General features: G+C 54.2%; 18 protein-coding genes. 6 read left to right on the top strand and 12 right to left on the bottom strand.

Going from position 1 to position 19,069, the window contains the following annotated elements; translation table 11 throughout:
- Nucleotides 1–46 precede the first annotated feature (46 nt).
- Complete coding sequence (locus tag AC5P6A_RS07020; protein ID WP_329841737.1) at nucleotides 47–664, bottom strand: hypothetical protein; 618 nt, start codon at nucleotides 662–664, stop codon at nucleotides 47–49.
- Nucleotides 665–862: 198 nt separating this feature from the next.
- Here AC5P6A_RS07020 and AC5P6A_RS07015 point away from each other — a divergent pair, with 198 nt between their 5' ends.
- The 3 genes from AC5P6A_RS07015 to AC5P6A_RS07005 all read left to right on the top strand — a co-directional run bounded on the left by AC5P6A_RS07015 (nucleotide 863) and on the right by AC5P6A_RS07005 (nucleotide 5,396).
- The gene (locus AC5P6A_RS07015) at nucleotides 863–2,464 is read left to right on the top strand and encodes a type 4 pilus major pilin (protein WP_495222266.1); all 1,602 of its coding nucleotides are present in this window, start codon (nucleotides 863–865) and stop codon (nucleotides 2,462–2,464) included.
- Between the two features lie 123 nt (nucleotides 2,465–2,587).
- Entirely contained in the window at nucleotides 2,588–4,606 is a 2,019-nt protein-coding gene (locus tag AC5P6A_RS07010; RefSeq protein ID WP_329841733.1) for a YadA family autotransporter adhesin, read from the top strand.
- Nucleotides 4,607–4,727: 121 nt separating this feature from the next.
- Nucleotides 4,728–5,396, top strand: coding sequence for a hypothetical protein (locus AC5P6A_RS07005; RefSeq protein ID WP_346714718.1), 669 nt, complete (start codon nucleotides 4,728–4,730; stop codon nucleotides 5,394–5,396).
- Nucleotides 5,397–5,424: 28 nt separating this feature from the next.
- On the opposite strand, the gene AC5P6A_RS07000 is transcribed toward AC5P6A_RS07005, so the two are convergent.
- From AC5P6A_RS07000 to AC5P6A_RS06980, 5 genes are all read right to left on the bottom strand, one after another.
- On the bottom strand, nucleotides 5,425–5,667 hold the full coding sequence (locus AC5P6A_RS07000; protein WP_329841730.1) for a hypothetical protein: 243 nt from the start codon (nucleotides 5,665–5,667) through the stop codon (nucleotides 5,425–5,427).
- Between the two features lie 121 nt (nucleotides 5,668–5,788).
- Entirely contained in the window at nucleotides 5,789–6,262 is a 474-nt protein-coding gene (locus AC5P6A_RS06995; protein ID WP_329841729.1) for a hypothetical protein, read from the bottom strand.
- A 102-nt stretch (nucleotides 6,263–6,364) separates the two neighbouring features.
- Nucleotides 6,365–7,351 (bottom strand): ArdC family protein, encoded by a 987-nt coding sequence (locus tag AC5P6A_RS06990; protein WP_329841727.1) that lies wholly within the window; start codon nucleotides 7,349–7,351, stop codon nucleotides 6,365–6,367.
- Entirely contained in the window at nucleotides 7,348–7,605 is a 258-nt protein-coding gene (locus tag AC5P6A_RS06985) for a hypothetical protein (RefSeq protein ID WP_329841725.1), read from the bottom strand. The genes AC5P6A_RS06990 and AC5P6A_RS06985 overlap by 4 nt, the downstream gene beginning before the upstream one ends.
- 126 nt (nucleotides 7,606–7,731) lie before the next feature.
- Complete coding sequence (locus AC5P6A_RS06980) at nucleotides 7,732–9,378, bottom strand: DUF5906 domain-containing protein (protein ID WP_329841724.1); 1,647 nt, start codon at nucleotides 9,376–9,378, stop codon at nucleotides 7,732–7,734.
- 750 nt (nucleotides 9,379–10,128) lie between these two features.
- Between AC5P6A_RS06980 and AC5P6A_RS06975 the strand changes: the two genes are divergently transcribed.
- Nucleotides 10,129–10,566: a hypothetical protein gene (locus AC5P6A_RS06975; RefSeq protein ID WP_329841723.1), complete on the top strand. Its 438-nt coding sequence runs from the start codon at nucleotides 10,129–10,131 to the stop codon at nucleotides 10,564–10,566.
- 51 nt (nucleotides 10,567–10,617) lie between these two features.
- Here the strand turns inward: AC5P6A_RS06975 and AC5P6A_RS06970 are convergent, their stop codons facing one another.
- The 5 genes from AC5P6A_RS06970 to AC5P6A_RS06950 form a co-directional block, all read right to left on the bottom strand.
- Nucleotides 10,618–11,073 (bottom strand): outer membrane lipoprotein, encoded by a 456-nt coding sequence (locus AC5P6A_RS06970; RefSeq protein WP_329841721.1) that lies wholly within the window; start codon nucleotides 11,071–11,073, stop codon nucleotides 10,618–10,620.
- 133 nt (nucleotides 11,074–11,206) lie between these two features.
- Nucleotides 11,207–12,856: a hypothetical protein gene (locus tag AC5P6A_RS06965; protein WP_329841720.1), complete on the bottom strand. Its 1,650-nt coding sequence runs from the start codon at nucleotides 12,854–12,856 to the stop codon at nucleotides 11,207–11,209.
- 21 nt (nucleotides 12,857–12,877) lie between these two features.
- Nucleotides 12,878–13,402 carry a hypothetical protein gene (locus tag AC5P6A_RS06960; protein ID WP_329841719.1) on the bottom strand — a complete coding sequence of 175 codons (525 nt, stop codon included), beginning with the start codon at nucleotides 13,400–13,402 and terminating at the stop codon, nucleotides 12,878–12,880.
- Nucleotides 13,403–13,956: 554 nt separating this feature from the next.
- Nucleotides 13,957–14,499, bottom strand: coding sequence for a DNA N-6-adenine-methyltransferase (locus tag AC5P6A_RS06955; RefSeq protein WP_329841718.1), 543 nt, complete (start codon nucleotides 14,497–14,499; stop codon nucleotides 13,957–13,959).
- A 137-nt stretch (nucleotides 14,500–14,636) separates the two neighbouring features.
- Entirely contained in the window at nucleotides 14,637–15,560 is a 924-nt protein-coding gene (locus AC5P6A_RS06950) for a hypothetical protein (RefSeq protein WP_329841717.1), read from the bottom strand.
- Nucleotides 15,561–15,901: 341 nt separating this feature from the next.
- Between AC5P6A_RS06950 and AC5P6A_RS06945 the strand changes: the two genes are divergently transcribed.
- The gene (locus tag AC5P6A_RS06945; protein WP_111099304.1) at nucleotides 15,902–16,384 is read left to right on the top strand and encodes a hypothetical protein; all 483 of its coding nucleotides are present in this window, start codon (nucleotides 15,902–15,904) and stop codon (nucleotides 16,382–16,384) included.
- A gap of 14 nt (nucleotides 16,385–16,398) precedes the next feature.
- Here the strand turns inward: AC5P6A_RS06945 and AC5P6A_RS06940 are convergent, their stop codons facing one another.
- Complete coding sequence (locus AC5P6A_RS06940) at nucleotides 16,399–16,860, bottom strand: methyltransferase family protein (protein ID WP_308305738.1); 462 nt, start codon at nucleotides 16,858–16,860, stop codon at nucleotides 16,399–16,401.
- Nucleotides 16,861–17,004: 144 nt separating this feature from the next.
- Here AC5P6A_RS06940 and AC5P6A_RS06935 point away from each other — a divergent pair, with 144 nt between their 5' ends.
- Nucleotides 17,005–19,017 (top strand): esterase/lipase family protein, encoded by a 2,013-nt coding sequence (locus tag AC5P6A_RS06935; protein ID WP_134730629.1) that lies wholly within the window; start codon nucleotides 17,005–17,007, stop codon nucleotides 19,015–19,017.
- Nucleotides 19,018–19,069: the final 52 nt, after the last annotated feature.

Genomic DNA, 19,069 nt, shown 5'->3' with positions numbered 1-19,069 from the left:
ATGATCAAAGCGAAGGCAACAGCGAGGATAAGGATGATGGTGAACATCAAGCGGCCTCCTTTCGTTCTTCAACGCGTTTCCCAGGCACCGGAATGCGCTCCGCATCGGATTTGATGTAGACCTTTAATGCGGGTGGAATTCTGCCGCCGCAGATCTCAGCGATGGTTTTTCCTGGTCGTCTCTCGAATTCTTTTCGCCCGGTCCACGCGTGATACCGCTTAACGACAGTTATGCCGATTTCTTGGAAGGGGTTTGCCTTGAAGTCCAGCAGGAACGCCGAAATCGCGTCCAGTTCTTCGCGTGCGTTTGCATCCGGCTCCTGGTTCCATAAGATACTGGCAAGCGCGAGGGCGGTGATGCCACGCGAATCGGCATCATTGATGAAGTCGTGCTGGGGGCGATGCAATACTGCGGTTCCAACCGCTGCTTTCACCACGTCTAATTTCTTGGTCTGCACAGCAGGCAGTAGAAGATATGAGTAGTTCATTCCCCCCCCCTGCACCAGTGCATCCAACGGGTTTTCCCTAGGCGCTTTTCGGTCATAGCGCCGCTTCAAGGCTCTCCGCTCATCGCGCTTCGACTTCTGCGATTGTTTGAGGAACGCAAAAGCGTTGTCTTCGAGCGAGAATGCGGCTTCGTTTCTGTATAAATGTTCCAACTTCATAAATCGTCTCCTGTTTTCATTTTGAATTTATGGGTAGTGCGACTACTCATAAATTCAGTTAAACAGACGACGAAAAACTGTCTAGCTTGAAAAAAGAGAGATATTTCTCAATTTTTCTGTTTAGTCAAAACATTCGCCTTGCGCTCTTGTCTCAATCGCTTTCAATAATGAAAGACAAGACAGAAAAGGGGCGCGCGAATGAAAAGACGAAAAGGGTATTCACTGACAGAGCTGCTCATTGCAACTGGCATCGTCAGTGTGATTGGCGCTGTCGCATTCGTGCTCTACCAACCCGTGAAAGCGCGTGCACAGACCCGCGCCGAAAGCGAGCGACTCAACAACCTGTCATCGGAAATCCAGCAGGCGTTTGGAGTGGTTGGAAGCTATGAAGGCGTCAGCAGTGAGCGCTTGATTGAAGAGCGCTTCATCAAGCCAGAGCACTTTGAGGGCGGCAAAATCCGAAACGCGTGGGGCGGCGTGGTTGATGCACAGCCGTTTGGCATCAAGCATTTCGGAGACGCGTTCACCCTCGATTACACGAATGTCAGCGCGGCGAGCTGCTCTGATTTCGTCTCGGCCAACGCGAGCAATGCTTACGATGTCCTGATCGATGAAACAAGCATCGTCAAGAACAACAACGATCGATTGGACGTTGCCGCGTTGACGAAAGCATGCGCGAGCGCTCGCGTTGTCAGCTTTGTCTATCACAACGAGAACGTGGGCCAGTTCATCGCATCACCGTTGAACCTTCTGCAGAGCGATCAGACGGGGAAGAACCCGCCTCAGAACACTGGGATCACTGTTCCTGATGCGGCGGTCGGTGGACAGGAAGCCACCCCGGTTCACCCATACATCCCGCAGTGCGGCCCCAAGCCAGCTCTGCCGTCCTGCGCAGGGATCAGCAATCAGGCCTGGGAAGCCACAACCTTTCCCCAGTGCTGGAACCTGATTGGCTCTTGCGCCCTGCCCGTCGCTCCGAGCCCATCTCCGGTTGTGCCGGCACTCCCCGTAGTGATTCCTCTTCCCACCCTTCCTTCCACACCCCCGGCGCTTTGCAGCGCTTCGTCTGAGTCTCAGCCTGCGGTCTGCCTTGCTGGAAGCTTCGGCAATGCGACAGCTACGCGTCAAAAAACGTGTCCAGAGGCGTGGGGGCAACCGATATGGACCTCTTGGGAGACCGATAGGAGCAGCTGTCAAAGCTGCCCAGGTAGCAGTCAAGAAGAGAGCTACCAGACCGTCACCAGAAGCGGCTCCTGCCCGTCCGGCATGACCGGTTCGATGAGGTATCAGACGCGGCTCAGAGGCACACGGAACGTCTCCTATGTCTGCCCTGCGGGCCAGACCACTCTGCCTACTCCCTCCTACACCGATTGGGCCTGGATCGAGACGGGAGAGGTGTTTTCAAAAGATGAGAGTGCGTGCAAAGCGGAAGGCCTCACGGTTGACAGCGGAAAACTCTTCATCTCAAACACGAACACGACTCGAACCATCCAGGAAGGCTTGGTTCTTGCTCAAAGCTCGGACTGGACCACTCTCGCGAGTGTGTCGAGTGATTGGCCGCAGAGCTACGGACCCGTTCGGGCTTGGGCAAACGTGAGCTTCACTTTCAATGGCTCAACGCAAGGCTTCTATCAAGCGGCAAATGGGAATACGCCGAGCCCTGGCAACTCCATCAACTATTCGGAAATGCGAACCCTCAACTTTAATGGGAAGCTGGTGGACATCGATTTCCGAACTTTCGGAACCTCTGATGGAACCGTCATCAATGGGGGAATCCGCATTCTTTACCGCGTTCGTTGATCGGTGCGCAGCACGCCAAACCGCTCCTCCTTACTCACTGCAAAACCGGCTTTGAATGCTCTTGTCAAATTGGAATTCAGTGTTAGAAATAAAGAATGTCCAACAAAAAAACAGGAGCACTCAATGAAAAACAAATTAGCGTTATCCGGTATCGCTTTGGCGATCCTTTTATCTATGTCTACCGCAAACGCCGCTGAACCTATTGAAATTGGTGAAGACGTGCGAGCGTGCCAAGACGGCATTTCCATCGGAACAAATGCCAAGAGCGATATCATTTGCGCGCAGAATGGCGGCATAGCTATCGGTAAAAACGTCAAGTCAAACAACGGCATCGTGATCGGCACTGATTCAAGTCAAAGTTATGGCAGTAACGGCAACATCATTGGCACACAATCCGTCGGCCTGGCAGATAACGTCAATATTTTTGGAAACGAGAACAATGCGACGGCTGCAAACGTGCTCGGCAATCGAAATAGAGACGTGCGAGGAAATATCGTCGGTAACGACAATAAGACGATCATGACGAACAGCTTGATTGATGATCCAAACATTTACGGTAATCGCAACGTCATCACATCCAACAATGGCGGATCAGTCACCAGCGTTTCAACCGCAGTTTTTGGGAACGACAACAGCGTCACAGGCAGCAACAACGTCGTGGTGGGCAACAAGAACATGATCGATTCCAACGGCGTTTCTGCGTCTGATTCCGTCTTCATTGGAAGCAGCATCTACACGAACAATGCGAGCGGTCAGATCAAAAACGGCGTCGCAATTGGCTACAACGCTGGAATCCAAGGGAACCGCAGTATTGCCTTGGGCGCAGGAGCGAGCGCACTCGCTGATGACTGCACCGCAATTGGCTCAGGAGCGATGTGCGTTGAATCGAAGACCACCGCGTTTGCTGAGACGCGCCTGACGAACATCGCAAACGGCGTCAGAGACACGGATGCAGCGGCGATAGGTCAGCTAGCGGGCGTTGCAAGAATCATCGGTGGCGGAACACGGTTCGAAAACGGCAACCTAGTGAGCCCCACCTGGTATTTCAGGGACAACAGCACACACACAACGATCAGCAGCGCGCTCGACAATCTAGACGAACGAATCGAGCGGGCAGGAAGCGGCGGTGCTGGACAAGACGGCTACTCGGCCTACGAATTGGCGCAACAGTATGGCTACGAGGGCACAGAGCGCGAATGGCTTGCGAGCTTGAAGGGTGACAAAGGCGACAAGGGCGATCCAGGTATTGCTGGCGCTGCTGGTGAAAACGGTCAGCCAGGGCAAGATGGTCAAGATGGCCTGAGCGGTGGTGAGAGTGCAAAGGAGAACCCCTACATCGCTATTTCTGATGACACGACCAACGGCAACAACACGCCCGCCGTGGCATCTGGCGACAACGCGATTGCGGTCGGAAACGGTGCAGTTGCGACATCCGGAGCTACCGGAGCGACGGCAGTTGGAGCTGGCGCAACCGCAAGCGGCGGTCATGCGTCGGCTTCTGGTGCGGAAGCGACAGCGGCAGGAAAGTTCGCAACGGCGAATGGTGGTGGCTCGGTGGCAAACGGCGATGCGACAACTGCGGTGGGAGGCAATTCTCGGGCATTGCAGGAAGGAGCAACAGCGGTCGGAACAGGAGCTAGCGCCAGCGCTATGGGTTCAACAGCGGTTGGCAACGTGGCAGAAGCAACGCATGAGAACTCGGTGGCGTTAGGCAATCAGACAAGAACCACCGAGAGCAACCAGGTTGCAGTCGGCGGACGCAGAGTGTCGCAGGTTGCTGATGCCCGCATCGAGCAAGGTTCAACGGATGCTGTGAACGGCGGACAGATCTACGACTTGCGGAACGAGCTGAACGACAAATGGGAAGCGACAAATCGTCGCTTCGATGGCATCGAAAAAAGGCTCAATGGCTTGGGGGCTCAAACCGCAGCGATGTCAATGATGGCTGCTTCGGGCGCAGGATTACCGGTCGGCAAGGTCGCTATCCAGGCTGGTGTCGGCTTTAATGGTGGAGCGTCAGCGATGGCCGTAGGCTACCGCGTTCGCACAAGCGAAAAAGTGAGCTTCTCCGCAGGCCTCAGCTTCGGCGGGAACGGCACGAAGCCTATGGGCGGAGTGGGCATGAGCATCATTCTTGACTGAGAGAGCAGCATGAAAATGCAAAAAATCCAAGGGAGCTTCGGCTCCCTTTTTTGTGGCTTGCTATCGCGAAGCCCCTAGTGTGAAATGCGTTCTATCTACCGGCATCGTAATGGACTACACAGTGAAAAGACTCTCCTCACTCCTCCTTGTTATTGCTCTCTCGGCGTGCAATCAGCAAAGCGAAAAGACTGCTGACGCTTCGCCAAAGCCCCAGCCTGCTCCGGTTAAAGAGCTTCCCTCGAAGAAGATCGGCGGCGTCGAGCTTGGACAACCCGCAAACCTCCAAGAGTGCGAGAAAGAGCGAGCGTTTGGCTCGATTCGATACAAGTATGAGCCAGCAAACACCCCATGCTGGCGAACAAGCATCTATGATCAGGGAGGCAAGTTGAAGCTTGACCCTCGCGAAATGCCGCAGAACACGACGGTTGAAGTGAATTTCGGTCGGAAGGCCATTCCGGACGGCATCTACTTCATCGGAAAGGTCACAACGATTTCCGGCAAGATCGAAGACGTGACGCTTGAAACGCAGGGCATTGATCGGCAGCAAGAGGTGTATGAACTGTTGGCTGCGAAGTGGGGCCAACCCACGTCTACGAACGTCGAGAAGCTTCAAAACGGGTTCGGTGCTCGCTACGACAGTGTTGAAGCCTTTTGGGCACTGGAAGGCATCTCCGTTCAATACATCGGCATGCTCAACCATGAGCAAGGCATGATCATCTTCCGTTCTGACGCGTCAAACGCTCAGATGCGCGAACGCGACAAGAAGCTGCGCGGAGCGGAATCGTTCTGACGCGAGAAGGGAGCTTCGGCTCCCTTTTTTATTGCTTCTCGTAAGCTCTGCCCGAGATCATCGCTTCGTAGAAGTCTTCCCCAACATTGGCAGCAGTTGTGACGGGTTTATAGGTTGTAGGTGACCGGACCCGTTGCCCTGTGATTTCGGCGATGCTGATCGCTATCGTATCGAGTGCCTGGAACGCTCGATCTTTGAACGCAAGCTTGGGATGATAGAGAACGAATAATAAGGTGGCGCAGCACGCGGCTGCGCGAATTAAACTGAACATGAGTGACTCCTTTTTTATTGGATGGAAGAAGGAAGCGGAAAACTAGCTTCCTTCTTTGAAAGTAGATCAGAAAAGGCGGGCGTCAACCCGTCTTTCTTTAAAAGTGTGAAATTATTCCGCTTTAAAGCGTTCGAGTGAGTTTGGAGATCTCTTGATGAACTCGCGAAGCGCTTTGCTCCAATGTAATATTCAACAGTGATGCGATGAGCTGGATCGCTCGCACATCAGTGACTGAGCTTTGGTAGCGCAGCGCGCAATGATGAATCGACAAGCAAGAGTAGAAGTAGGCTTTGGGCGTTTCGAGCGTTGGAGCCGTGAGCAGCATTCGTTCTTCTTCGCTCATCTCTGATAAGTCGGGAAACCACAGCCCCTCATCGCTCACTTGGCCTTTGGGGCGGTCATCAGGATAGTCGTCAGGCTTCTGTCTTGCTTCAAACAATACGGCGGCGCGTATCGAGGGAAGACGGTCTTCTTTCACGATCAAATCCCAAGCTCTGATCGCAGCTGATTTGGTCTTGAACTCCGAGATGCGGGATTTGTCCAGAAGCGGTGGAGCGGTTTTTTTGTGTTCTTTTTGGGTAGTCGCACTACTCATAAATGCCTCCGATTTTTAAAGGTTGAACTTTAAATATAGATCGGAAGCGCAATAGCGCAACCCATCCGCTTATTAAACTTTTCCAGTCCCACACCTCCCCTTCTACATCGCCAATCCCCTACTCTTCCGCTTCACCGCTTTTGGCGCAGGGAACTCAATCACGTTGCTCTTTTCCTCAACCTGAAACGCGTCCCGTTTTGCGAGCGCTTGCTCAACGCCCAGGAACTTGCAGATGCGCTCCGCATCCGCACAGGCTTTAAAGATGGCTCGCGGATCGTCTTGAACGACCTTGATCCAAGACTTCACGTATCCGGCGTGCCGCTCGGGCTCGTGCGGAAGATCAAGGCGCTGGCTAGCCATATACGAGAAGATTTCGGCTCTCAATTCCTCCTGCGCGTATCGCTCATCACCGAACGTTCCAAAGGTTCGATTGAGCCTGGAAGGATGTGCGGTCCAGTGCCCCAATTCGTGGAGCGCGGTGGCGTAGTAGAGATCCGCGCTCTTGAACTGCTGGATTTGAGGGAGATGGATGGAGTCGGTCATCGGTCGATAGAACGCCTGATTGCCACCGTCATGCTTGATCGAGGCTCCGGACTCGCGCAGCACGCGTTCCGCTTCCTCATGCCGCCACTGCTCTGGAATCACAGTGGGTGGCGCATAAAAGCGCTCTGGAAGTCCGGAGATCTGGGAGGCGTTGAACACGTTCGCGTAGAACACCCGTGGGCCTTTGCGGCCTTGGGTGGCTTCCTCCTCCGCATCCCCTTCTTGCTCGTTCTTCTTGTCGGGCCAGTCCCAGAACTCAACCTGAGTGGCTTTCTGCCCCTTGTTGACCTTTCCTCCCAGGTCAGAGGCTTGCTTGAACGTCATCCACGCGTTTGACTCGTATCCCTGGTAGAGCTGCTGCATGTGCAGATAAAGCGCGTTGACGCCATGGTAGTTGCGTCCAGATGTGCCGTTGACCGGCGCGAGGTTGGCGGTGTGACGCGGTTGCCCCGGCGACCAGGGGCGCTGGAAGGGAGCTAGGTCTTTCTGCATCAATTCGATGAAGAGTTGAGCAACTTTTTCGGTGTGATCGGTCATCTGGCTCATCGAATGTCTCCTTCTTTGAGAAGGATGATCTGTTGGCCGGAGCGGAGATGGGACAGTAAAAGTTTAATGAACTCCTCTTCTTCCAGCTCTGCGACCATCTGCTCGTCATTCCAGAAATGCGAAAAATCACCGTTCAGGAAGTGAACGCCATCGACTTCCATTTTTGCGATGTAGGACGTTCCAACCTCCATCGATTCCATTGCGTCTTGCAGCGTCAAAGCGCGCTCTTCAAATGCGTCGTTCTTTTCGTTCAACATAAGCACCTAAAAAAAATTCGGACAGTGCTTAACAACTAACAGAAGAACGAGATTTGGCAAGCGGACATTAAAAAAGCCCCTGGTTGAGAGGGGCTTTTTTATTGGCTGCTCATCGCTGAGTCCTCACAGTCCGAACGGAACTTCATTGAAATCATTGTGTGAAGATAGATCTATTTCCTCACCCTCTTCTTTCGTGCACCATTTTACGTTCGCAACATACGTCGGCTTATTAACACCTCCCACCCTCATCCGAACTCTCTTCTGCTCAAAGCCTGAGATGTAGCTGCTCATGCTTCTCCAAAAAATTGACGTGTCAACCGGAATGGTTTGGAAAAGCTGACAGAAGTCGAGATAGCGTTGATAGATAACCGCCTTGTCTTGAAAACCTTCACTCTTGCTCACTTTCTCCTCTTTCATCCACATCTTGATGTTGTTGGAGACCGTCTTGACTTCTTCTTTCATTGCGATGGCTTCGGCTGGCCACTGGCTTTCAGGTAAGAATCGCCCTCTTTTCACGAGACGCTGCGCCCCTTCCAGGATCCAACACAAAATAGCATCACCTTCCTCTTTGAACATCTCGATGTAATAGTCCTTTTTCCTTTGCTCCTCAGGCACGACGTTCGTCCATTTCAGAATCGTCATTCGCCGCCAAACTCCATTTGTCTTGTCTACAACAAACGGAGCATCATTGGAACAGATCAGCCACTTCGCTCGATTTCGATACGTCTTGATTGTGCTGATGTTCTTTCGCTCAACACTGATGCCGTCTTGCGCAACTATCTTTTTCCAGGTCTCTTCGCACCACTTCCCAGATGTCACTTCACTTGTCACGAGAAGCGATGCTCCGAGAATCACTTCTTTGCCGAAGCTCTTATCCAATGCGTGCAGGTCAGGTCGGGCCGGATTAGATTGATACAGACACATCAATTCAGCGAGCGTCGATTTGCCGGTGCCTCCTTCCCCCCACCACCAGACAGCCATCTGATAGTTTTGGGGAAGCAGCAGCATGGCGCACTGCTCTTGTAGAAAATCATGCATTGCAGCAGAACTGACCGCGTCATTAATGAACGCTTTGAACTTTGAATTCTCTTTAAAAGGAACAGGTCGGTATGCCTGCCCTGGCTTACCCAATTCAATGTTCAGCGAGTGCGTCAAACCAAAAGCGGGGCTGGGAGAACGAACTGAGATATCTCCCTCATCATTCATATGAATGTAGGAATTGCGGCAGGGAATCACAACTCTGTCAGGGTCAGATGCAGGAATGGGACAGCGCCAGCGGAGATGACTCTCTAAGAACTTCCACGCTTGCTCTTCGGCTTTTTTTGTGGCTTGATCTGGGGCGTGCTCGGTCAGCCATTTATTAGCCATAGTCATGCCGTCAGAGTCTGAAATATAAGCATAGTGGCTGCCGTTCCATTTATGGATCAGCGTGCCTCCTTCTTCAACCCGACCTCCCCACGCGCCCCCGTTTCTTTGAGAAAGAAGATGGTTCGCAAAGCGTAAAGGGACACTTGGGGGCTTTCTTTTCTTAGAAGAATTCTCCTCACCCTTTGCCTCTTCGGAACTCTCCTCTGTCGATAACTCAACCACTTCTGCGACCGGCGCAACCTCTTCTTCGACCAAAGCGACTTGGCCTGGCTCTTCAACTTGAATCACCGGCAAAGCAGAAGCAACCGCGCTCGATGGACCGCACTCGTCGGCAAGCGGATCTCCTTCATCAAAGAAGTTGACATCACTGAAATCAATGTTATTTTTGTTCTGTAAGTTCATGTTTTTTCCTTTTGTGTTGTGCCCGTGTTTTTTTAAGCCCCCTCTGCAAAGGGGGTTTTTTTATACCTGTGATTTTTCAACCCTGTCCGCTAAAAGCTGTCGAGCCAACTCGGACAAGGTCGTGTTCTCACGCCTTGCCTGTTCGCTGAAACGCTGCAATTCAGACATTGAAACTCGGAATTGAAAAGTGGCTCGTTTTGAATCGTCTTGCTTACTCATGAATTTACTCCGTTTATAGTTGGCTATGTAATGACAATACATTTATACAAATAGAAGTCAATTCATTTTAGAGAGATTTTATTTTTAATCGTTAGAAATGAGAAGTACCGCTCAATTAATACAATAATCAATTTGAACAATTGACCCTAGTTCAAATTTTAAGTGATCTGGGTGATCTGGGTATGATCCGGGTTAAAAAGAGCAACCCAGATCGGGCTTAGCCCTAGTGGCACAAAGCTTTTAAGAGCACTGATCTGGGTGATCTGGGTTAAATACCCATTACTAATATATTTGAACCAACGAAAGCGACCAGGTATTGGCGCTTTTGTAGAATACATATATAGCGACTTGGGCCACTGGACCCGGATCACCCAGATCACTCAACGGAAAGTATTGGCGTGCAAGGCTCTCCGGCGTTCTGGGCTAGCTTTTTGGCAACCCAGATCACCTAGATCACCCAGATCACCTGCTTCGTTGCTTGGACGTGCCCAGCGTGGGAGAATCGGCCCTAGTTCAGGGAAGGCTCCAAATATGCTCGGATGGTTCAAAAAGAAAGACCCGTTCCAAATCAACGATTCGAGGGCGGGAGATGTTGCGAAAGATGCAGCAACGTTGCTCTACATGCCGCTCATGATGTGTAAGAGCTACCCCAACTTTCACGGGCGTCTGGAAGACCCGGAAGTGCGGGGATACATGGTCGGCTTCTTCGATGCTGCGTCCCAAGCAACCCAGTTGTCGCTTCCCAACGACTCTCAGTTCTTTACCTTTGTTGGTCTGTGCCACAAGCTGTTGCTCAATGAAGTGCTGTCTGACCCTGGCACTTACGCTATGTCGTCGTTGCTGATGCAGCATATACCAGCGTTTGATAGAGGCCAGAAGTTGGGCGGGAGCGAATACTTCGAGTTCATCAAATCTAGACGCCCGCCGATGGGACTAGGCCGCTTGATCGGCCAATACGACCAGGAATAAAAAAAGCCCCCCGATTTGGGGGCTTCGTTCTTTCTGCAACTCATATATCGATTACCTCAGAGGGGTTACCCGTATCTGATTGCCTCGACCTGATACGAACACGTGGTCGCCAGGGCGAATCACTTGGTCATCGTCCTGCACGACAGAGAAGATATCGCTCTTCCCTTCTAACCGAATGTAGATTTCCACGGCTCTGCGCTTCGTCACTTGCCGCTGCACCGCTGTGCCGATGGCTCCGCCTGCCAGCCCTGCAATCGTTCTCTCGGTGCCGCTGCGGTTTTTGCTGAGCAAGTAGCCGGTAGACGCCCCCACCGCTGACCCTGTGTTGAGCCGGTAGCTTTGGCCTTGAATGCGAACTTCTTGAACATAGAGCACTTCCCCCAACTTCACGTTCTGCTGTGAGAGCGCTTGTTGCTTGCCGTAAACGCGAGCAGACGTGTCCGATGCTTGGGAAAGGCCTGGGACAGACAAAGCGACAGCTAAGATAAGTGCACTGATTGATTTCATTGACATACAACCTCCAAATTAAGAGTGGGATATTCCACTCTTTGAAGCTATTTCAGAACGGATTTTTGTCAATGAAAGGGCAACAAAAAAGCCCCGATAAAGGGGCTTTTAGCAACTCGCAAGTGCAAGTGTTTCATCTCAAATGAATCACACGATCCTGCGGCGTGGCAGTTCTAAGCAAAGCGAACTGGGTGAGCGTAATTGTGCGGTTGACCTGATCGAACTCGCAGACTTCCGGAAGCGCTGAAAGCGCAAGAACGGGGGACAGTCGGTGCCAAGCCAAGAAATTCCGCGCCAGCCAACCTCTGACCGCTAGGAACAGCACTCTGGAATGAGGAGCATGGAGCTTTCCGGAACTATCGACCGCGATTCCTGTGAGGCAGAAGCGCACCACGTTCGCCACCCCCATCCCAGCTAGTCCTCCATTGACTTGAAGCATGTCGAAGAGGCGGCGGCGAACCCGTTGCAGAACCGTCTTACCAGCCCAACTGTCAAATTGAGGAGAGGTAAACGTGCGTTGAGTGACGATCTGTGTCAAATCCAAAGCTGTCCAGTAATCGACTCGAAGCGCCGCCACGTTTAACACCTGGACGACGATCAAATTCACCCAATCGTCCAGCATGTCTAGCGACGCGGCCGCATGGGCTTCCGACACACCGTGCCAGCGAAGTGCTGCAACGCCGCTCTCCACAAATTGCATGACGACCCGTAGTTTTTCAACGCTCTCATGGCTAAGAACATCATCGCTTCCGGTGACAGATGTCAGGCCCTCTGCTGCGTCACCCATGATAGAGAAGACAGGGGTGAGGGCAGTAGGGCGCTCGTTCAACCTCATCATCGAGAACCCGTTGTAAGCAGTGATAGCCAGCGCTGCATACAATCGCAGTTCTTTTGAAGACCAAGTTCTCGTAGCTTCAAAATCGACACGAAGGAGATCGGGCTGCGCTTTCAGAAGTGAGTAATCGCTGAGCATCGTCCGAATGATTGAACGCTCGAACACGATAAAACCTCCTGCCCTAGTGCGATTTTCCGTGTAGAAAGCGGAGTCTTTGTCTGCAATTCCTTCTTCTATCAAGCAACGCCCAAGTGGTCCAATGGGAACCTGATAGCGCCACGTTGATCTCACCGCTTCAAACAGATCGACGGCTGCGCCAGGGCAACTTCTCACGATGACTCTACACAGCCGTCGATCAGAAAGGATGCCGTAAATGTCGTTTGCGCTCGATTCCAGCTGCGGCAGGCGGCGTCGTTCTTTTGGCGTTCTCGCAAAGTAAGCCTCGTCTAGTCTAGTGGCCTGCTCAGCGAGCGTTTTCGCATACCTCCGAACCTCGTCCGCCACGATTGCGAGTTCTTGTGGAGAGCCGTTCGAGATTGTTTCAAAGAGCTGATGGTGGATCTTCTTTCCCGTTCGAGACGTAAGAGCTGGGGGCGAAATGACCGCATACCAGACCCATACGAAGAAGCTGAGGAGGAACATCGCAGCGAGCACAAATTGCCAAGAAGAGGCCGTTAGAGGTCCGCCGCTGGGGACCAACCAACCCTCTGCTCTCCATAGATCGGTGAGAAGTGCCAGGACTGAGACGCTTAGCACCACTACTGATGAGAGGCGAACAACAGGAATCGGCGCTGTGGCGATGCGGAACTTGAACCGGAAGTCAGCAATTGTCCAGGCGACCACGATCAGAGCCAGGCCCGCCAACAGTTCTGCAAATCCGAAAATCTTCGGAGAAGCTGGGTCTAGGTGGAAGAAACACACCGGACCAATGCAATGTTCAAGCGCCATCCTTTGCCACCCTAATAAGGTTTAGAAGCGTTCCGTTTTTACAGTGCTCTGCGAGCTTGTCTGCGAGATCTTGGTGATGGTCGAATCGAGGTGCTGAGACAACGCAAACTGCTCTCTCAACTGAGACAGCGCATCATACTTCTCCCAGATCTTCTCCCAAGCCGCTTCTGATTGGGTGGCGAGAATGCTCATCCGTTTGACATTGGTGGACTTAGATTGACTCTGGTTCAGATGCACAGTAGGAATTGGCGCTTTTGCGGTGCCTCCCGAGTTAGCCCCGCTCTGCCTTATCGGAGCATCTTGTTTTGAAAACGCTTCAATTAGACCGATGAGCGTCGCTACAGGAATTAACCAACGCCCTCCACTTCTCTTCAACCCGGCCAGCGCCACACTTTTCCCGAAGCCCCTTATCCTACTCTCGGAGATAGCTCTTAACTCAACAAAAGCAAATACTAACGCAATCTCCGATACCGCCAGGGAGGACCGCCCCGGAAACGCCGCTTTAATTATCTGCTCGACTGAAGTCGAAATATTCTGAAATATCATTGGTTTAACTCAATAATAGCAGGACGACAGTTGTTATCAGCAAAAACCGAACTTGCAGGACTATCACACTATAGCTGCTCGGCTCCCTAGCAAGCGACTCTGGTGGTCATAATCTATTATATTCAACAAACCCACGCAAGCTGGAGGCAGCTCAGTGCTTTTAAGAAGGAGATAGACTGAATAACGACCTTCAAATACGCCACCCCATTGACAACATGCGACTTTGAATTAGATTAAAGAAGTCAACGGATTTTTATCTCCTATTTTCCCGCTGACGCCGCCCCATCCGTGGGGATGTGGTCTTTTAAAGAGGAACCACAACTGCCCCCTTACGGGGGCTTTTTCATGGGCGCTAGAAAAGCTATTGACAAAAACGGATTCGCGTTCCATGTGGAAAAGAGGCAACCCGTGAAGCGCTGAACCCTCAAATAGAGCAAAAATTCAAGCGAGGCTTTGCGCTACAAATATGAAACACCAGAAAAGAAAAAAGGCCCCGTCGCTGGGGCCCTTTCAGTTCGACTGGCTCATCGCCAATTCCTTATTTCAGTGAAGCGTTACAGATCCAGATCAAGCCGCATCTGACTCATCCGATGGAGCGACAAAAAGTGGCCTCTGATATCACCGTTCTCCCAAGCTTTTCTTAATCGCCGCTCGGCTTCTGCGCCGTAAGCAACAAACATCGATCCGGTAGGGCACGCATCGCCCTCTACTCCATCTTTATTGCAGAACCTCAGTCGACCTTCGGTGAACAGCACTGCTCGGCAATTCGAGTGTCCGAAAACGAACCGGTGTGCCCATTTGGTATCTGTTCTAGCGAAGACCAGTGAAATGTTGTTCCCGTGCTCTGCCGCTTTTTCCATCCAGAGTTCTTGGCCTCTCCCGTAAGGCGGATTATGCCAAACGAAATCTTCGACCGACCAAGGAGTTGCTAAGCCATCATCCGTTGGAGTCAACATGATCTTTGCCGTCTGCCAGGGCATGCCTTCTTGGGGTGTGCACGGGTCCAAGTCAAAAGGCCCCAATAGATCAATGATAGATTTTGGAGTCAACCAAGTCGTGGTGGTCTTTTCTGCTACTGCGTAATTCACTTTGCTCATTCAAATTCCCGTAATGCGATAAATCGCGGAAGTTGAATATTATTCCTTTCATTTATTTAAATCAACATTTAACCTAACAAAAATACATCTCAACCTTAATGCATGATAAACAATTGGCTTAAATAAATTTCCCAGTGCTAGAACTCAAAGTCCTTTGCCTGGGCAATTAGCTCGTCCAACTCATTTGCAAAGCCTTTAACCAAATCAGCCAGATCCCTAATTTCCTTTTCAGTCACTTGTCGTTGAACACCCTCCACAGTCTGTCCGCTTCGGTGAACAATGTCGTGACGGATTTTCAAAGGCTCTATAAAACCTTTGACGCTAGGTAGGCGGACACCAAGTCCATGGTCGAAGAGCGGGCTGACCGTGCTCCACCGGTGCCACACGGTCGTTTGCATGTGAGACCGAATTTCGGTCCTCGCATAAGCAATGGGATCACCAATATCCAGAATCGCATGGATATTTATTGTTTTATCCCGAAAAACGGGGTGCTTTTTCATGAGTCGCTTTACAACAACATCATTGTTTTCGACCCAATAGGCAAGGGTCTCCCAAAGGAAGGTTTCCAGGCAACTGATGACAGAGGCGAAGACAAGCTTTCGGGCAGTGATCTCGGCAGAATCATCTCCACCCAGTCCCAGAATTGCATTGATTTCGCCTAATCGCTGTTCTAGCCGAACAGTTGGCTCATTGCGCTCATCAACAAAGACATCTTCGTCAGGGTTGTAGTAGGTCAGCTGTGTGGGTGCCCAATCATGCCCAACGACAGAAACCAAATATTCGGCAAGCGCCTGGATCAAGTCATCATCTACTAGGCCCTCAAACCTCGCCATGAGCTGTTCATGGGCATCGTAGGGACCGCCGTTAACGTAATAGAAGTCCCCAATCTCGCTGCTGTAGGGCGTCTCGTTCGCCGGATCGCAGTAGCGTTCAAGGAACCAGCGCTGCATCGCTTCGATAATCTGAGCGTTTGTCGCCTCTTCGGAAGCGAGCCACTGGTCATTGACTTCATAGGTGTCGAGATCCGTGAAGGCCTGATCGGGTGCTCTCTCATCTGCCATCACTGCTGCCTCGCCTGAGTGTTGTCCGTTCCAGTATCGGCCATACCCAGCTCTTGCGCCTGCCTACCGTGGCGATCTAGGATCAGGTATCGATTGAGGTATCGCCGATTGGCCACACTTCCGCAAAATGTGAGTAGTGGAATCAATGGGTTACGGGGTTTTTGTGTATCCTCCGCCCACCTCCACCATCTGTATGGCCTGTCGAGGCCGCAAGAAGCCGGATCTCCCGTCAACCGGGGTTCCGGCTTTTTTGTGCCTGCACGTCGCGGAGGATGTGTGGCGCATAATCGGGATGACAACTCCAACAGCCCCTCACCCCGCGATCGCCAGAAGGATCTGCCATGAAAGCCCCCCTCGCGATGTCCCTGCTCCTCACCGCCCTGGCCGCAGCCCCAGCCACGCACGCCTCCACACCCACCATCGCGCCGCCAGGCACCGCAACGTTGGAAGCCCTGCTGTCCTGCAGACCTGGCTCCAACTTCAGCGAGGCCGAAGCCATCGATGCCCTGCAGGCAGCCGGCCTGGCCAAGAAGCCGGGCGGTACATTCGAACCGGAGGACAAGCCGGTCGCGCTGTTTGGCGGCACGGTCACCAGTGCCGATGTGAACGTGGCCGAAGGCGAGAGGAGCCTCTTCGTGTACTTGAACGGTGTCGATGCCAAGCGCCTGGCCAAGGCCTGGTCGGTGACCGAAGTCAACGAGCACGCCAATACCGAAGAACCGTCGTACGCGAAGCGCATCGACAAGCGCCATACCCTGCACGTGATCGCGGGCGACGATTACGAGGGCTATTCGGCCGCAGTGAAATGCCAGATCAGCCGCTGATGGCGTAGCCAACGCTACAGCCAGCGCGGCACGCGACGACGGTACTGCGCGTACGCCGCGGGAAAGCGCGCCATCAGTGCCCGCTCCTCCGGCAGGATCTGCAACCGCGTGATGTACGCCAGGAACAGCGGGACCACGATCAGCGCGATCAGATGCTGCAGGTACACCATGGCTCCCAGCAGAACCAGCGCCTGGCCCAGATACATCGGATTCCGTGTGCGGCGGTAGACCCCGCTGGTAACCAGCACGCTCGAGGCCGAAGGTCGCAGAGGATTGACGGTGGTGCCTGCCCGCCGGAAGGAGACCTTGGGCAGCAGGTTGAGCACCACACCGAGCGCCATCGTCAGACCCGCCAGTAGCGCCGGCACCGGTGCCCGAAAGGCAGAACCCGGCCACAGCCTGCACGCTGCATAGCCGACAGCTGCACACAGCAGCATCACCACGGGCGGGGGAACACGTGTTTCCAGCCAGGTCATCACGATCACCAAGCACGTTCCACCACAGTGTCACACGGGAATGCCCGGATCGCACGGCGGACGCATCGCCAGGCCCAATCCGGCCAGTGGATTCCACTTTGACAGACCGACCGCTAGAGTGGCGCCTCCGCGCAGGAGGATCGCATGGCTACCACGGGCTTGGGCTTGATCGGCCGCACGACCCTCATCATCACCGCGCTGCTCAGCCTGGGAGGTTGCGCGACGCTGCGGCAGTTCGGGCCTTCGGTGCAGGTCGCCTCGGTCACGCCCGGCCAGTACATCGCGCTCAAGCGCGGTGACATCCTCACCTCCGGCAAGCTCAGTGCGGCGACCACGGAGACGCTGCGCGTGGCCGGCCTTGATGAAGGTGTCTGCGCCAAGCCCGGCCTGCCCTGCATCGAAGCGATGGAAGCCAGCATCGTCGTGCGCGAGGAGGACAAGCGCTCCAGCCTGGCCGAGCTGTGGCTGCAGTATGCGATGACCCTGCCGGCGCCGAAGCGCGAGTACTCCGCCTCGGGTCGCGCCAAGACCGCAATCAACGAGTTGGATGCCGACTTCCAGCCGCGCCTGGACGCATGGATGCAGGTCGCGCGCCAGGCCTACGCCTACCTGTTCTTCACCGAGCGCACCGCCAACCAGCGCGGCTTCGAAGACCGCCAGACCCAGGTGCGCGACTATTACAACCTGGCCGTGCAGGAGGCGTCGGTGCAGCTGTACGACGCCTACGCCACCGGGCGCGTGCACAACGATGCCAACCATCTCCAGCTGGGCCGCTGGACGTTCGTGCTGGCCCCTCCAGGGGAAGCATCGGCGTTGGACGAGCGTACACCGACCGAGCTGGTACCCGCCGCCTCGCTGTCGTTCACCGGCACGCTGCGCAGCGTGCACCGCCGCGATGGCTTCGGTGCCGAACTGGTGGCCGTGATGGATGACCCGGCCGCAACCACGCCCAGCACTACGCCGGCAGCGGTGCAGGCAAGCCCTTCCGCCACGCAGAGCTGGAGCGAGATGCCTTCGCCATCGATGACGGTGCTGCTGCGCTTCTCGGGAAAGAACCTGTGGGAAGTGCTGCACGATGACGAGCCGGAGCTGGAGATTCACGATCCCTACCAGGTTTCGGAAGTAACCCTGCACGGCCAGCACGTGCCATTGGCGGCCAACTTCACCGCCGGCTATGCGTTGTGGCTGGCCCGTTCCAATTTCAGCCGGCAGTCGCTGCGCTCGCTGTTCGGGGGCAAGGGCGGCATCGACACGCCGCATCTGTACATGATGCAGCCCTACGATCCCAACCGTCGCGTACTGCTGATGATCCATGGCCTGGCCAGCAGTCCGGAAGCCTGGGTCAACGTGGCCAACGAACTGCTGCGCGACGACGAGATCCGCCAGGACTTCCAGGTCTGGCAGTTCTACTACCCCACCAACATGCCCATCGCGATGAGCCACGATGCGATGCGCCACACGCTGGATGAGGTGTTCAAGCATTTCGACCCCAGCGGCAAGGCGCAGGCTTCGCATGACATGGTCCTGGTCGGGCACAGCATGGGTGGGGTGATCGCGCGGTTGATGGTTTCCTCTTCCGGCGATCATCTGGTCGATACCCTGCTGGCAACCGCGCAGATGACGCCGGCACAGCGTGAACTGCTGCGCACCAAGGGCGCACCGGTGCTGACCTTCCTGCCGGAACCGGCAGTGTCGCGGGTGGTGTTCATCGCCACGCCACACCGCGGCACCGATGTGGCGGGCACCCGCCTGGGCCGCTGGATCGGTCGCCTGGTGCGGTTGCCGCTGACCGTGCTGGAAGACGTTGCCACCATCGCCAACGACGGCCAGATCGACCGCTCCGACGGCAAGCACGGCTACCAGATGAACAGCATCCAGAATCTGGACAAGGACGATCCCTTCGTCCGCGCCGTGGCAGACCTGCCGATGTCGCCGAAGGTGCACTACCACTCGATCATCGCGCGGGCAAAGGCCGATGGTCCGCTGGGAAAGACCAGCGACGGGCTGGTGCCCTACTGGAGCTCGCACCTGCCGCATGCGGACTCGGAGAAGGTGATCGTCTCCGGGCACAGCGTGCAGGAAGCCACGCCGGCCATCGTCGAACTGCGGCGGATCCTGCATGAGGACATGCAGCAACACGGAAACCAGGCCAATTAGCCGTGGGCAGCTGAGGGAAATCCCTCATCGCGCGTGCGCACCCACCCTCCTA

The sequence above is a fragment of the Stenotrophomonas sp. YJH_SMC_20 genome (assembly GCF_059367845.1).
The sequence above is the reverse complement of the archived record's forward strand: the minus strand, read 5'-3'. Positions and strand labels throughout refer to the sequence as shown.

What these genes read in the sequence shown, in the direction of transcription:
- AC5P6A_RS06945 (WP_111099304.1), top strand. Translation starts at nt 15,902, where the DNA reads ATGAAAGCCCCCCTCGCGATGTCCCTGCTCCTCACCGCCCTGGCCGCA.
- AC5P6A_RS07010 (WP_329841733.1), top strand. Translation starts at nt 2,588, where the DNA reads ATGAAAAACAAATTAGCGTTATCCGGTATCGCTTTGGCGATCCTTTTA.
- AC5P6A_RS06935 (WP_134730629.1), top strand. Translation starts at nt 17,005, where the DNA reads ATGGCTACCACGGGCTTGGGCTTGATCGGCCGCACGACCCTCATCATC.
- AC5P6A_RS06975 (WP_329841723.1), top strand. Translation starts at nt 10,129, where the DNA reads ATGCTCGGATGGTTCAAAAAGAAAGACCCGTTCCAAATCAACGATTCG.
- AC5P6A_RS06965 (WP_329841720.1), bottom strand. Translation starts at nt 12,856, where the DNA reads ATGGCGCTTGAACATTGCATTGGTCCGGTGTGTTTCTTCCACCTAGAC.
- AC5P6A_RS06940 (WP_308305738.1), bottom strand. Translation starts at nt 16,860, where the DNA reads ATGACCTGGCTGGAAACACGTGTTCCCCCGCCCGTGGTGATGCTGCTG.
- AC5P6A_RS06990 (WP_329841727.1), bottom strand. Translation starts at nt 7,351, where the DNA reads ATGAGCCAGATGACCGATCACACCGAAAAAGTTGCTCAACTCTTCATC.
- AC5P6A_RS07000 (WP_329841730.1), bottom strand. Translation starts at nt 5,667, where the DNA reads ATGTTCAGTTTAATTCGCGCAGCCGCGTGCTGCGCCACCTTATTATTC.
- AC5P6A_RS07020 (WP_329841737.1), bottom strand. Translation starts at nt 664, where the DNA reads ATGAAGTTGGAACATTTATACAGAAACGAAGCCGCATTCTCGCTCGAA.
- AC5P6A_RS06955 (WP_329841718.1), bottom strand. Translation starts at nt 14,499, where the DNA reads ATGAGCAAAGTGAATTACGCAGTAGCAGAAAAGACCACCACGACTTGG.
- AC5P6A_RS06995 (WP_329841729.1), bottom strand. Translation starts at nt 6,262, where the DNA reads ATGAGTAGTGCGACTACCCAAAAAGAACACAAAAAAACCGCTCCACCG.
- AC5P6A_RS06980 (WP_329841724.1), bottom strand. Translation starts at nt 9,378, where the DNA reads ATGAACTTACAGAACAAAAATAACATTGATTTCAGTGATGTCAACTTC.
- AC5P6A_RS06950 (WP_329841717.1), bottom strand. Translation starts at nt 15,560, where the DNA reads ATGGCAGATGAGAGAGCACCCGATCAGGCCTTCACGGATCTCGACACC.
- AC5P6A_RS07015 (WP_495222266.1), top strand. Translation starts at nt 863, where the DNA reads ATGAAAAGACGAAAAGGGTATTCACTGACAGAGCTGCTCATTGCAACT.
- AC5P6A_RS06960 (WP_329841719.1), bottom strand. Translation starts at nt 13,402, where the DNA reads ATGATATTTCAGAATATTTCGACTTCAGTCGAGCAGATAATTAAAGCG.
- AC5P6A_RS06970 (WP_329841721.1), bottom strand. Translation starts at nt 11,073, where the DNA reads ATGAAATCAATCAGTGCACTTATCTTAGCTGTCGCTTTGTCTGTCCCA.